Origin of the sequence: Pseudomonas gessardii, from assembly GCF_001983165.1 — a bacterium.
Classification (GTDB): Bacteria; Pseudomonadota; Gammaproteobacteria; order Pseudomonadales; family Pseudomonadaceae; genus Aquipseudomonas; species Aquipseudomonas gessardii.
The window spans coordinates 1-13,542 of the sequence record NZ_MNPU01000080.1 but is presented as its reverse complement, the minus strand read 5'-3'; the positions used below and the strand labels follow the sequence as shown (position 1 = coordinate 13,542).

Sequence of the window (13,542 nt, the reverse complement as noted above, 5' to 3'; positions counted from 1 at the left end):
TCTTTTGTTGAGTGGGGGGGGGCTGGGAATGGGGGTATGGCAGAGGGGGCAGGGGGTGAATGAACGTGTGAGATGTTTGTTTTTATTTATGGGAGGGTAGATACCGAGCGCAGTCCTTTGCGGCGGGCTGTAATCGGCCAAAAGCGGACAAAGATGGACGCCCCGCCTGTGCGGTCGTAGGCTCGCCTCACCTGAAACATCGACTACGGAGTCTGCTTTGAACACAAGGACTGTGAAATTTGCCTCCCATGGCTATTCAGTAATACCCGGACTCATTTGTGAACAAGAACTAGCGTTCGCACGAGAGCTGGTCACCGAATTGGTTGATCGCTATCGGAGCGGTGATCCGACTGCGTTATCTGTTGGGATCACTATTGGTGACGTTAGCCGGCAACATCCACAGCGCAATCCAGACATTGACCCAGATCGATGGAGGCACGAACCGTTCATTATCGGCGACCTCATCGCCCTGGAGCCCCGCTTTGCGCGGCTACTCTCCCAGAAGTCCATCTGGACCTGCGTCGCCGAACTACTCGAATGCGCTTCTAGCGATCTGCTGTTTCATTTCTGCAACCTCACACGCAAACCCAGCGAGGTTGACCCTGCCATCGGGTGGCACCGGGATGCTGACAATAAATACTTTGCCAGCCATGACGGACGCACTTTGCGGTTATTGATCCCGCTTCAGTTCATGTCTGCTCGCAATGGCGGCACAGCGGTAGTTCCGGGCTCCCACATTCAAACCGACACACCTGTCGAAACCGCGCTTTATCCTGATGTGGCTCCTGGCGCCTGTCTGGCACTGCACTCCGCAACTCTGCACGGCGGCTCACCCAATCGTAGTGAGCAGGAACGGGACGTCATCGTCATCCAATTTGGTTTGTGTTCATCGACTCTTCGTTGCCAGGCGGACGAAACATTGTCCCTAGCGACTAGAGAAGATCTTCTAGCGTTCTACCGGGGCACTGTAGAGAAACGGATCGTGAATTCCTGAGCGTCATCTATGGGTCGATTGCAGCTCCTTGCAACGCTCACCGCGTACACACGAAGATTCTCAGCAGCAAACGAGCTTCACACCAGGTTAGGAACGATATGAAACGATTTGAGATTCAACAGCTCGCACACCTTCCGCCACAGATTCTGACGCTGGAAAAGGAGGCGGTTGGAGAGGGTTTCAGGTTTCTCACCCGCCTGATTACCGAGTGGCACTCCGGAGCAAATCGCTTTGATGCACCCGGCGAGTGTCTGATGGCGGCATATTTGAACCAGCAACTGATAGGCATCGGAGGTCTTTCAGTTGATCCATATGCTGACAACAATGCGGCAAGACTGCGACGGGTGTACGTCGCAGCTTCGTCAAGAGGGCAACACGTCGGACAGACGCTAGTAAAGGCGCTTATTGAACGTGCCGCTCTCAGGTTTCAGATCGTGCGTCTTTCCACCGATACGTCTGAAGGAAACGCATTTTATACGCACTGTGGTTTCAAACGAACAGATGATGCCCACGCCACCCATATCATGCTGCTTGGGGACGCCTGAGCCAGGCAGTTATCGGCCAAAAGCAGCCACTATCGTCTCTGTTAAAGTACCTCCCTGAACACAACTCTCGGACGGCTTCATGGAACGATTCCATCCTCGTGGCATTGATGCAGACGGTTATATCCTCACCGTGTCCAACGTCGAGGTGCAGCCACAGTTTCAGGCTTTGCTGGCGGACGTTTGCATGACGCTCGCCCAGTCGGAACCTCTGCTGGATGGGATTTATCTTTATGGCAGCGTCGCTAGAGGCGACGCCGTACCGGGAGTTTCCGACCTAGACCTAACCCTTGTTCTGCACAGCTCTCCTGAATCGCAGGATCTGGAAATGCTCGAGTCGAAAAAGCGCACGCTGGAAAGTCGTCATACCGAAGTCACCAAGATCGATTTCGACATCGGTAGCCGTTCTGAAGTATTGGCGGCCAACAATCGATTGAGCTGGGGTTATTGGCTCAAGCATCACTGTCGTTGCTTATGGGGGAATGATCTGGCCAAGCGCTTCGACCGGTTCAAGCCGTCGCGTGATATCGCCATTGCCGTGAATGGTGATTTTGAATCCGTACTGACCCGGTATGCCGATCTTATCGATCAGGCGACCACACCGACGCAATCCCTACGCCTGCAACGCGAAGCCTCGCGCAAACTCATCCGGTCAACTCAAGTACTTCGCTCTGAACAGGACCTGATGTGGCCGCAAACACTGGAGGAGCATGTCGAGCTATTTGTTCAGCATTACCCGTGCATGAGAATGCAGATCTCTTTTTTCTTGTCCCAGGCAAGGAACCCATACGCGAAGCCAAAAGAGTTTACGACTCAGGTCCATGATTTTTTGACCTGGATGGCTTCAGAAACCGGTTAGGTCTGCTGTGGGTCGAAAGCGGTCCTTTCTCTGACAAGATCGCCCTAGCCCGCACTCAACCCCCACAACACATCCAGCACATGCTGCGTCGGCAGCTCGACGTCCCCACCACGGTGGGCAATACCGAGTTGACGCCACAATAAGGGTTGTAATGGTCGCATGACGATCCTGGTATCGGGCAATGGCGTGGAGGCTTCATGCGGCAACAACGTGGCACCGTAACCGGCCGCCACTAGGCTTTTGATCGCATCGTTGTAGTTCAGTTGAATACGCGGCGTGGGCTGGCGTCCATCACTGGCGAACCACTCCGAGGTCAAGCGCGAAAGCCGAGTAGTGTTGTCATTCAGAATCAATGGCTGAGCGGCCAGCCAACCGGGGCTCACAACATCCGGGCATTCCCAGCGTGCCGGCAAGAAGGCCATGACCGGGTCCCGCCGCCATGGTTCGATCCGCAATTCCTTCACTGGGGTCTGTGGCAGCGCGACCAGGCCGATCTCCAAAGAGCCCTCGGCAAGCTTCTTCAAAGTTTCTTGCGACGTGAGCACCGCGACCTGCACATCGATAGCGGGATGGCGTTGGCTCAACGTCTCCAAAGCTTGCGGCAACAACTGTGCGATAGCCCCTGTGGAGGCACCCAGGCGCACACGCCCGGCCAAGCCCTGCACCTGACGCTCCACGTCCTCAAGCGCCTGCTCTGCATCTGCCAACAGGCGCCGCGCGCGATCCACCAGTGTTTCTCCAATCGCTGAAGGCTGAACGCGCCCACGCGTGCGCGACAACAGCTTGCCGCCAACCCGCGACTCCAGGTCGGCGATATGCAAACTAACCGTGGGTGGCGCAAGGTGTAGCACACGGGCCGCCTCGGCAAACGAACCCAGGTCGGCAATGGCCACCAACGTGCGCAGACGGTCCAGGCTGATTTCGCGCATGGTCATTCCTCGTTCAGAAAAACTGAATCTCATCTTTTATAAATTCAACTTTTCCTATCTTAACCCTGCACTGAAGATTGGAACTCCTGATTTCCTATGTCCGAGAGCATTCCATGGCAAGCCCCCTTATATTCATCGACGGCGACCAAGGCACCACCGGGTTGCAAATCCATCAACGTCTACGCGACCGGACCGATCTGCGGCTCATCACGCTCAGCTCCGAACACCGCAAGGACCCGCAACGTCGCGCCGAAATCATCAACGCCTGCGACATCGCGATTCTCTGCTTGCCTGACCAAGCCGCACGCGACGCTGTAGCAAGCATCGAAAACCCCGCCGTTCGGGTGATCGATGCGAGTTCGGCACACCGCACTCATCCAGACTGGACGTATGGGTTTGCGGAGATGAACTCGCAACAGGCCCAGCACATCGCCATGGCGCGGCGGGTCAGCAATCCCGGTTGCTATCCCACGGGGGCGATAGGGTTGCTGCGCCCATTGCTGGAGGCCGGGTTGCTGCCCAGGAACTTCCAGACGAACATTCATGCGGTGTCGGGCTATTCCGGAAAAGGCCGCGTCGGCGTGCAAGAGCATGAGGGAGAAGGCGCGTCACAGGGGCCGTCGTTTCAGGTTTATGGTCTGGGGCTGGCACACAAACATATTCCGGAGATTCAGCAGCAAAGCGGTCTGATGGAACGGCCGATATTTGTGCCGGCCTATGGGGCTTTTCGTCAGGGGATCGTGCTGACCATACCGTTGCAACTTCGGTTGTTGGCGCCGGGCGTGGATGCGGTGCGGTTGCATGCGTGCCTTATGCAGCACTACATCGGTGCGGACCATGTACAGGTGATGTCGATGCAAGAGTCTAAAGAGTTGACGTACCTTGATCCTCAGGCGCTTAACGGGACGGATAGTTTGCGATTGGTGGTGTGTGAGAATGATGAGACGGGGCAGGTTTTGTTGGCTGCGGTGTTTGACAATCTTGGGAAGGGAGCCGCTGGAGCGGCGGTGCAGAATCTGGACTTGATGATTGCAGGAAGCAATTTGTAATCCAGTCGGGCTTGGGGTTAAACGGTCGTCCATGACAGGCAGCAACCGGCCAAAAGCGGACGAGCAACTCGGTTCTGGTTTCGCCCAGCTTGCCTCCTCCGCAAGTGCAAGCTGGCTCACTTCTCTGCCTCTTGGATACGCCTGGTATGTCAAGTCGGCTAAAGGCCACGCCCCCGATGCGCATTGATTCGGCTCACGTTTAGGTTTGAACTATCCGCAATGTCCGGATAGCCACCTATCGCTGGAATTCTGAATACGCTAAGCTAAAAGGCATCCAGTGCTCTACACAGCCCTGCCTTCTCAACAGGCTCGTTTTCAGGTTTCCCAGCTGGGTTTAAGCGCTGCAACGCGACCAAGCACTGGCCACCGTCGAGCAGGATCAGTTCGTAATCTTGCCCGGCCTTGGGGGTGAAGTGAAAGCTTTGCCTGCAGCTATAGGAATTGCCGCCGGAAACATAGCCCTCACTCTGGAAGTTCATGGCAAAAGGCTTGTTCGCCGGCACCTTCAGTTCGCTACGCGCCGAGCCTTGCGCCTCCACCCGGCGGTTGCTCTCGGGCATGGCCAGGCTGCGGCCATTATTCTGACCCGCAAAGCCGGATTCGGACACGGCCATCACCCCGGCGCCAGGCACACGCCAGTCGATGCAGTCACGGCCCGGCACGCCGCGCGCCATGCCATTAGTGATCACACGCAAGCGTGCAGTATCCCCTGCTGTGGGTTCAACATAGGGCGTGTTGTAAGCACGGATATTGGAAATATTGCCGCAGCCACTCACGGCCACGGCCAGGCCTGCTATCAGAAACGCTCTCATGGAAATCCTTTTTTTGAGGCTTAACGGCAGTGATAAGGGCTTTCGCTGCGCAGTTCTTCGCCGGTCCGGGCATCGCGAATGATGACCGTTGCCCCCGGTGCGTTGAGGCAGAACGCATTGCGTATGGGGTAAATGTTATGGCCCTCGGCGGTGAAGGTGCCGAGCTTGGTTATCTGGGCGCCGGAGGCGTCGTGAGCCGTCACGGTGTATTCACCCGACATGGTCAGGCAGCCGCTGAGCGACAGCAGCAAGGTGGCGCAGATTGCATATTTCACAGGTGATGTCCCTATCGTGTTGAGTGACGAGCCCTTAAAAACAGGGCGGTTCTTTTGGAGTTTCATTGCGCCGACTCGCAGGCCTTCAACGGTTCTTGGGTACGCAATGCACAGACGTCAAAACCATCACGCCGGGTGTAGCCCGCGCGCTTCATACACACAAAGCGCTGCGCCCGCTCCTGGAAGCTGGCATTGGGATCGATGCCGGAGCCATTCTTCTCACCGCAAGCCAACATGGAGGCCAAGACATCCTTGCTGCTCGCGCCGGGTTTCTCCCATAAGTCCGCGTCAGCCGCCGGGGGCTGAAAGGGCTCGCTGAAACAGGCGGTGACGAGGGGAGCAAGCAGCAGCGCCAATGCCACAGGTTTAAGCCACATGATCAATCTCCTTATTTTCTCGGGCTGACAGGCACCAGTACCGGCTTGCCTTGCGGCCAATACCTTGCACAGGCTTGCGCACCATTGCCATAACAGCTGTGCATGGTCGTATCACCGGTGAAGACATTGCCCAACTCCTTGAGCAAGCTGCTGCCCTCAGGTATTACGCCGCCTGTACCCGGGTTATTGCCCATGAAGAACCATCTGCCCACCGGATCGTTGTTATGAACTTCGTATTTAAGAACCATCTTCGCCTGTTCGACGGGGTCGGTGACGGCCGAACGGTTTTGCAAAAAGGCCAACTGCTCATCGGCGGTGTAAACATTGAACGCCCCACCGAAGTTATACACCGTAGTCTTGCTGAGTAACCCGGCAGCATCAGGCATGTTGTAAATGGATTGTCGAGAGTTGCCACCGGTCATAGTGCCGCGACTGTGTTCTGTCAGGTGCAAGCCAGTGGCGCCATAGTCGAGCTGCAGCTGACGCGAGGCCGCGGTGTAGTTGGTCAAGCCGAAAAAGTCGTTATCCATCGCCTTCTGATACCCGGCAACCAGCAGCTCTGACATTCGATTACCCGCTGTCGGAAACCACATGAAATACTGTGGCCCGGTCGCGCCAGGGTCGCGATGCTGAGCCGCGTATTTTGCTGCGGCTTTGTCGTCGTTGAAAATGCCATTGAGGGCTACGTTGACCACGTTGTTTTCATCCGCCTGCAGGTGTTGCTTTTCTGCATCACCCACTACACGGAACAACGGCTTGTGGTCCGCGCCTTCCTTCACATTGCCCTGTTCATCCAGCTCCAGCGCCAACATCTGTGGCGGCGTTTTGAACATGGTGCGATACGCCTCATCGGTAAACTGCACCCCTTGGCGATAGGCCTCATTCTTGATCGACTGCTCCGCCTCGGCGGTACGCTGCAGTTTGTCCAGGTCCTGGCGCGCGGCGCCGACATGGGAATGGGCGGTGTCACGGTTAAGGCTGGCCACCGTTTGGCTGGCATCACGGCCGGTCAATTGCTGCTGGCGGTAGGCATCGGCGATGAAGATATTGCCGGCACTTACCGCGCTTCGCGTGTTGCCCTCGGAAGAGTCCGAAGCCTTGCCTGCATCCAGGTAGTTGCTGAACAAGGCCTTGCTGGCGCCGTACATGCCCTGGCCGACAAAGTCGCTGCTGAGGGTGAGCCCACTGCTGTCGGCGCTGGCCTTGGCGCTGTTGTGCAGGTCAGCGGTGGTCAATGAGCCGGTACTCAAGCTGTTCTTGCCATCGGCAATCGCCTTGTCGTTGCTGGCGATCACGCCGCCCACCAAGTGGGTGTTGCCCTTGACCCGGATATCAAAACCACCATCGCCGGCCCGAATACCGCTCTGCTCAGTGACGCTTTCAAAGTTGGATTTCTGAATGCCTTTGTTCTGACTCAACGTGAAGCTCGATGAGCCGATGCAGAATGGCGGCACGCAAATACTCACACCCACGCCCAGGCTGGTCTGTTTGGCCTTGTAGGTACTGGTGTCCTGCAGGCTTTCGACACTGAAATCACCGCCGACATCGGCCGTGACTTGCTTGGCGCTCACCACTGCGCCCTTGAGTCGGGTATCGCCACCGGAATCGAGCGAGACCTTATTACCGGCGTCCACATGAGTATTGCTCCAGACCACATCATCGCCATCGGCCTTGCCGCGGTTTTGGGACGCCCCGGCGTTAAAACTGATGCCAGTGGTTTGGCCGCCGATGGCAATGCCAATCCCAAGGCTGGCATTGCTGCCCTTTTCGGTCGTGCGCTGTTGCACCGTGTTTTGCGCGGCCAGCAAGGCAATAGTGCCGTCGGCCTTGAGGTTAACGTCATGGCCGGCGGTGATCTGGCTGCCCTGTACGGTCAGGTTGCTGTTCTTGCCGGCGCCGGCCGCGGTAATGTTGACATCACCACCGGCCAACACCGACGAGCTGGCAGCCGAATTGGAGGTCTGCTCGGTTTTACTTTCCTTTTTGCTGGTGCCGGCCGAAATGCTGATATTGATGCCGCCGGCCATGGACGGGTCCTTGTCATACTGGATATAGCCGTTGCCCGCCCCCATCAGGGTATTGACCAGCGCCAGGGTCTTGAGCCGGCCATCATCGGTGCGGTCGGACGCGGTTTTCATGCGCTGGGCGGTCTGCACGGCTTCGATCACCGGGTTGGTCACGGTAATCGTGAGGCCGCCTTGCTTGAACTTGGTCTCCTGGATGATGTGCTGCTGGTCACGGGCCTCAAGGATATCGACCAAGCGCGCTGCAATGTCCACGTCACCCTTGGGCGCCGTGACTTGGCTGCCGACCTGACGGTAGGCATTGCCGGCCAGGATACTCACGTTGCCATCGGTGGCGCCGATGGTGCTGGCCGCCGCCGTTTCACTGTCAGTACGGTTTTGGTCGCTGCGCTGCTGGCTGCCGATGGTCACCGCGATGGCGCCACCGCTGAACAGCCCGCTTTGCTTGACCTGCTTGAAGTGCTGTTCGCTGAGCTGGTCGGTGGCGGCCACCACATTCACATCGTGCCCGGCCACCAGGGTGGTGCCACTGGTGGAGACCACGTTGCTGCCGCGCACATTCAAGTCATTGTCGGCCTTGACCCACGCGGTCTCGCCGCTGAGGGTGGTGGCCTGGGCGCGGGTTTCACTCACGGTGTCACGGGTCGTGGTGGTCTTGCTGGAGAACAGGCTGTTACTGCCGGTGACTTTATGGGCCTCGTCGACAAAGTTGTAGCTCTGGCTGGTGCTTAAATTGACGTCGCGCCCGGTCGAAACGGTCACCCCGCCCTGTTCGCTGACGACCTTGGCGCCTCGGGCATTGAGGTCATTGTCCGCGATCAGGCGGACCTCGCCCTCTCCCTGGATAACGCTGCCGACATCGGTGCGGCTCGCGTCCTTGCGCCAGTTACTGGCGTTCCATTGCACACTTTGTTCACGGCTCTGTGTCACTGTGCCCAGGTTGATATCGTGGCCAGCAACCACCGTGGTCTTGCCGTCCTTGCCGGAACTGACGATCTGCGCCGCACTCAGGTTGATATCGCGCGCAGCGTTCACCACCAGTTCGCCCTTGGCATCGGAGACAAACAACCCGGCAACCCGCGAAATACCTGTGGCGGTGCCCTGGGCACTTACGGTGTTGCGCGTGGTGGACACCAGGTTGATATCGCGACCGGCGACCGTATTCAAGCGCGTGGCGGCATCGATCAACCCGCCGAGGTTGTTCAAGTCAGTGCGGGCCTTTACCTGCACCTCGCCACCGGACAGGCGCCCGCCCAGGTTCTGCAGGTTGTCGGCGGAAATCGCCAGCACACTGCGCCCGGCGATCGTGCCGCGGTTAACCAGGTCGCCTTGTAGCTTGAGGTCGACGACGTTGCCTGCCATCAGTGCACCGGAGCCGTCCAGGTCGCCGTCGCGCACCCGCACATACACCTGCGGCACCAACGCCTGGGTCACGCTGCCGTCGGCAAGGGTCACGTCCTTCTTGACCAGCCAGACGACATCGCTGGTCAACTGGGCCATTTGCTCAGGGCTGAGCGCCACACCCGGCACCAGGTTCCACTTGCCGGCGTAGGTCAGCGCACTGTCGAGCAACGCGCGGTACTGGGTTTCATCATTGGCGTAGCCGTCGAGGAAGCGTCTGCCGGTGAGTTGGGCGATCTGTTCGCGGATCAGTTTTTGCTCATAGAAACCATCACCCAGCCGCGTAAGGGTCAGGCCCGGATCCAGTTGCAGCCGGTCCAGCATGTAGCTGGAAGACAGCCAGGAACGATAACTGGTGAACCGTGGGTCGCTCTCCACCAGATAGTTGGGGTTGGCCTGGGGGTTGAGGTGGAACAGGCTGTTGTCCGGCACCTGCACATTAAGCCCGCCGGTACGGATTGACTCACCCACGCCTCCCGCCGCCGTCGCTTGCAACGCCGCCACTTCCAGCACCGGGCCAGGCGCTCGGCCATTGCCCACATTGACCTTGGCCGCACTGGCACCGCCGGCAGCCTGATCGACGCTGCTGGTCAGGCGCGTGCCAAGTTGCAAACCGCTGCCGGTATGGGTGGTGTTTTGCAGGTACTGGGTTGGCCGCAGGAAAATATCCGTGACGCTGGCGGCCGGGTTGTAGGCGGCTGTCGAACGGCCCTGACGGTCACGGCCCTTGCGATGGATACGATACAAATGGCTGAACGTGCCACTGTCCGTCACCGTCTGCTGCCCGGTGACTTCGGTGTTGTTGAGCTGTCCGATAGTGCCCACCAACGTGCCGCCGGCGATGATTCGGCTCTTGTCGTTCAACACCGAATTGGCAGTCAACAGCATTGAGCCGCCGGAAAGGATTTCACCCGGGTCCGAGGTGAGGATCTGGGTTTGAGTGGTGGTGCGGGTGTAGTCGTAGCGGTTGTAGTTATCGGACACGCCCTCGGGGCTGACCAAGTGGCTGACTTCGTCGTTGTAGAGTGAGATCTGATCCGGGCGATAGCGATTGGCAGAGCCGGTGTGCTGGAACTCCTGAACGCCTTCGCGGCTGACCTCCACCACTTGCGTGCTAAAGTGTTCGTTGGTATTGCGCAACTCGGCACTGTTGAGGCTCAGCCCACCAAGTGCTTCGATGCTTGCGCTGGCGTTACGCACCAGCCCGGCCTGGCCGGTGGCCTGGCCCTGGGCATCCAGCGCGCCGCCGATCAACAGGTCACCGGCGCTGAAAAGCATGGCGTGCTCCCGGTTGACCAGCGTCCCGACGCCAATGTCCAGGCGTTCGCGCGCGGCGATCACGGCCGCGCGGGCATCTTCCACATCATTGGTCAATTGCCCCGCCGCAATGGATACGTGATCACCATAAATACGGCCGCTGCCAAGGTTGTTGAGCACCTGGGTATTGATCCGGGTGATCTGGGCATCGATCACGCCACGGTTGTTCAGGGTATCCCCTACATCGAGGGTCACTTGCGCGGCACTGATCTCGCCATTGGCGCGGTTTTCAACCCCATCGCTCGATACCCGCAACTGCTTGCCGGCCTGAACGCCACCCTGGTTGTCGAGCGTGCCTTGCAGGCTCAGCTCAAGATTACCGTTGGCTTGCAGCTTGCCGGTATTGACCAGTCCCGAAGCCAGGTCGAGGCGAATATCACCCAGGCTCAACACGCTACCGTCACCGCTGAGGCTGGCGCTGGTAAGGCCGAGTTTTTCCCCTGCGATCAACGTGCCGCCGCTGTTGAGCAGCGACTGGTCGGCGCTGATCGACAATTGCTTGCTCGACGAGATCAAGCCCGCACTGTTATCCAATTGGCCGCTGCTGTGGACGCTCAGATTCTGATCAGCCCGGATGGCGCCCGAGCGGTTGAGCAACTGAGCCAGATTCAGAGCCAAGGACTGCCCCTCCACGCCCTGGTTGGCGCCTGTGGTCTGCTGGTTGTCCAACTGCCCGGCATCGACCGTCAGGGTGCCGCCGGCACGCAACAGACCACCAAGGTTATCAATACGCCCGCTGCCGATATCCAGGCGCGCATTGCCCAGGCTTTGCAGTTGGCCGCCGTGGTTATTCAAGGCGTTGCCGGTCAGCAGAATGGATTTTTCGCTGCTGAGCACACCGGCGGCAAGATTGTCGATCTGCGCCGCATGGAGCGCCACGTCGCCTTTGCTGCCGATAAAGCCGGCGCTGTTGTTCAGATAGCCTGTCGAGAGGTTGACCTCGGCTTGGCCAAGGATGCCGTTGGCGCTGCCCGAATCGGTGTTGGTTAACGTTTGCCCATGGGTGTCGAGCGTCATCGCGCCCTTGGCCTGGATCAGCCCGGCCTGGTTGTTCAACTCACCGCTGCGCAGGTCCACCGTGCCGCTCCCAATAATGGCGCCACGCTGGTTCGACAGTCGTTGCACAGCGCTGTCCAGCAACAAGGCCGCGCCACTGATCAAGCCGTCATCATTGTTCAGGCCCTGGCTGCTGATCGTCACGCCTTGCTGGGTTTGCACAACGCCCGCGGCGTTATCGAAAGCGCCCTGGCTCAGCGTAATACCCAGCGGACCGCTGACCGAGCCCACAGTGCCTTGGCGGTTACTCAGAGAATGGCCACTGACACTGAGTGTACCCTTGGCCGCCAGTGTGCCGTGGTCATTGTTCAACTGCTCGCCAGACACCACCAGGCTGTCGCCGGCGGTGATCTTGCCTTGCCCATTGAGCAGTTGCCCTGCACTGAGGTGTGCGCCTTTGGCCGCAGCCAGGGTGCCTGCGCTATTGTCCAGCTGCGTATGCGCGGTGATATTGAGGTTGCCGGTGACGGCCGCCTGGACCGTACCGCCCTGATTGAGCAAGCGATCCGCCGTCAGGCTGACGTCACTGTCACTGGCCAGGGTGGCGCCGGTGTTGTCGAGCAAACCGGTGGTGGTGATACGCAGGGTGTCCGTGCCGGTCTGCAGGATTTTCCCCTGCCGGTTGGACAGTTGATGGCTGTCGATCTGGATCTGCCGCGCCACGGTGCTGGCGCCGTCCAGCACGGCATCAGCAACCGCGACTTGCAGTAAACCGTTGCTGTGTATGTCCCCATGGTCCCCCTGTAACGCCTGGCCTTGAAGGGTCAGACTGCCCGTGCCGGCATGCTCGATCCTGCCCTTGGCATTGGACAGGCGCGCCGCCGAAAGGCGTACGTCGGTCGCATTGCTGGCGATGCGCCCTTCGGTGTTATCCAGGCTGTCGGACACAGCAATCACCGTGGCGCCCTTGCCGACCTGGACGATTTCACCTTGGCGGTTGGACAGGCTGCCGGCGGCCAATTGCACACCTTCGGTGTTGATTTTGGCACTGTCGGTGGTCAGGGTTTGTCGCACCGCTGTGCTCAACGTCCCTGTCGCGTCCAACGCTGCACCGCTTAAGTCAGCGCCGCCCGTGCGGGCAGTGAGCATGACATTGTGCGCAGCGGTCTTACTCGCATTGAGGTCAAGGTTCTCGGCGCTCAACTGCAGATCCCCGGCAGCAATCGCCGAGCCTTGGTGCTTGAGCGTCTGGCTGGCGCTGACGCGCAGTGCGCCATTGCCACTGACCGCGCCGTCAGCTGCCACACCTGCGCCCAATATCGACTTGCTGGCGTTGTCGATGGTTTGGGCGGTCAGGGTCAAGTCCTGCTGCGCAGCCACCACCCCTTGGTTGTTGATATCGCCACGACTGGACAGCGTCGCGGCGCCCTTGCTGTACAGCGAACCGCTGTTATCGATGCCCAACTGGCTGTCCACCTGCAGGTTCTGACTGCTGCTGATTTGCCCGCTGTTGCCCAGGCGCCCGTCGGCGCTGATGACCACATCGCCGGCACTCGAACCTATTTGCCCGGCATTGCGCACGCCCAGGCCGGCTTCGGTACCCACCAACTTGATTTTGCCGGCATACATGCCACCCAGCTGCGCCACGTCAATGGCGACCTGGGGCTTATCGCCGGAACCGTTGATGACCGTCGCCTGGGTATTGTCGGCATTGACCTGGTTGGCGCCACTGGTCACCCGCAGGTCCTTGGCCCAGATACCGGCATTGACCTCGACCGAGCGTGCGATGACATCGGTAAAGTCGGTCTGCGATGCGTCCAGGCCCTTGCCGGAGATAACCGGCTCTTCGCATTTAAGGGTGTAGAAAAAATCTGACCGGCTGGAAAAGGAGTCGAGGATCTTAGAAAATGTAAGCTCTCACACCAACAAAAACTAAGCCCCCGACGTGAACAATCTTACCTTTTCTA

Annotated in this window: 9 protein-coding genes; 4 read left to right on the top strand and 5 right to left on the bottom strand. The window is 59.0% G+C overall.

The features are described 5' to 3' along the window. Positions 1 to 217: 217 nt before the first annotated feature. The 3 genes from BLL38_RS28765 (at position 218) to BLL38_RS28755 (ending at position 2,395) form a co-directional block, all read left to right on the top strand. Positions 218 to 994, top strand: a complete 777-nt coding sequence (locus BLL38_RS28765; RefSeq protein WP_159439773.1) for a phytanoyl-CoA dioxygenase family protein — start codon at positions 218 to 220, stop codon at positions 992 to 994. A 98-nt stretch (positions 995 to 1,092) separates the two neighbouring features. Next, positions 1,093 to 1,539, top strand: coding sequence for a GNAT family N-acetyltransferase (locus BLL38_RS28760; protein WP_076965246.1), 447 nt, complete (start codon positions 1,093 to 1,095; stop codon positions 1,537 to 1,539). A 79-nt stretch (positions 1,540 to 1,618) separates the two neighbouring features. Then, entirely contained in the window at positions 1,619 to 2,395 is a 777-nt protein-coding gene (locus tag BLL38_RS28755; RefSeq protein ID WP_076965245.1) for a nucleotidyltransferase domain-containing protein, read from the top strand. 44 nt (positions 2,396 to 2,439) lie between these two features. Here BLL38_RS28755 and BLL38_RS28750 read toward each other — a convergent pair whose 3' ends face one another. Further along, on the bottom strand, positions 2,440 to 3,324 hold the full coding sequence (locus BLL38_RS28750; RefSeq protein ID WP_076965244.1) for a LysR family transcriptional regulator: 885 nt from the start codon (positions 3,322 to 3,324) through the stop codon (positions 2,440 to 2,442). A 113-nt stretch (positions 3,325 to 3,437) separates the two neighbouring features. Here BLL38_RS28750 and argC point away from each other — a divergent pair, with 113 nt between their 5' ends. After that, on the top strand, positions 3,438 to 4,373 hold the full coding sequence (gene argC / locus BLL38_RS28745) for an N-acetyl-gamma-glutamyl-phosphate reductase (RefSeq protein ID WP_076965243.1): 936 nt from the start codon (positions 3,438 to 3,440) through the stop codon (positions 4,371 to 4,373). A gap of 263 nt (positions 4,374 to 4,636) precedes the next feature. Here argC and BLL38_RS28740 read toward each other — a convergent pair whose 3' ends face one another. From BLL38_RS28740 to BLL38_RS28725, 4 genes are all read right to left on the bottom strand, one after another. Beyond that, the gene (locus BLL38_RS28740; RefSeq protein WP_076965242.1) at positions 4,637 to 5,185 is read right to left on the bottom strand and encodes a hypothetical protein; all 549 of its coding nucleotides are present in this window, start codon (positions 5,183 to 5,185) and stop codon (positions 4,637 to 4,639) included. A 20-nt stretch (positions 5,186 to 5,205) separates the two neighbouring features. After that, the gene (locus BLL38_RS28735) at positions 5,206 to 5,460 is read right to left on the bottom strand and encodes a hypothetical protein (RefSeq protein ID WP_040268219.1); all 255 of its coding nucleotides are present in this window, start codon (positions 5,458 to 5,460) and stop codon (positions 5,206 to 5,208) included. Between the two features lie 62 nt (positions 5,461 to 5,522). Further along, positions 5,523 to 5,837 carry a hypothetical protein gene (locus BLL38_RS28730; RefSeq protein ID WP_056859634.1) on the bottom strand — a complete coding sequence of 105 codons (315 nt, stop codon included), beginning with the start codon at positions 5,835 to 5,837 and terminating at the stop codon, positions 5,523 to 5,525. Positions 5,838 to 5,848: 11 nt separating this feature from the next. After that, a complete protein-coding gene (locus BLL38_RS28725; RefSeq protein ID WP_346243189.1) occupies positions 5,849 to 13,411 on the bottom strand; it encodes a hemagglutinin repeat-containing protein in 7,563 nt (2,520 codons plus the stop codon). Positions 13,412 to 13,542: the final 131 nt, after the last annotated feature.

Excerpts from the sequence above, each read along its gene's own strand:
- BLL38_RS28760 (WP_076965246.1), top strand. The coding sequence starts at position 1,093 with ATGAAACGATTTGAGATTCAACAGCTCGCACACCTTCCGCCACAGATT.
- BLL38_RS28755 (WP_076965245.1), top strand. The coding sequence starts at position 1,619 with ATGGAACGATTCCATCCTCGTGGCATTGATGCAGACGGTTATATCCTC.
- BLL38_RS28750 (WP_076965244.1), bottom strand. The coding sequence starts at position 3,324 with ATGCGCGAAATCAGCCTGGACCGTCTGCGCACGTTGGTGGCCATTGCC.
- argC (WP_076965243.1), top strand. The coding sequence starts at position 3,438 with ATGGCAAGCCCCCTTATATTCATCGACGGCGACCAAGGCACCACCGGG.
- BLL38_RS28740 (WP_076965242.1), bottom strand. The coding sequence starts at position 5,185 with ATGAGAGCGTTTCTGATAGCAGGCCTGGCCGTGGCCGTGAGTGGCTGC.
- BLL38_RS28730 (WP_056859634.1), bottom strand. The coding sequence starts at position 5,837 with ATGTGGCTTAAACCTGTGGCATTGGCGCTGCTGCTTGCTCCCCTCGTC.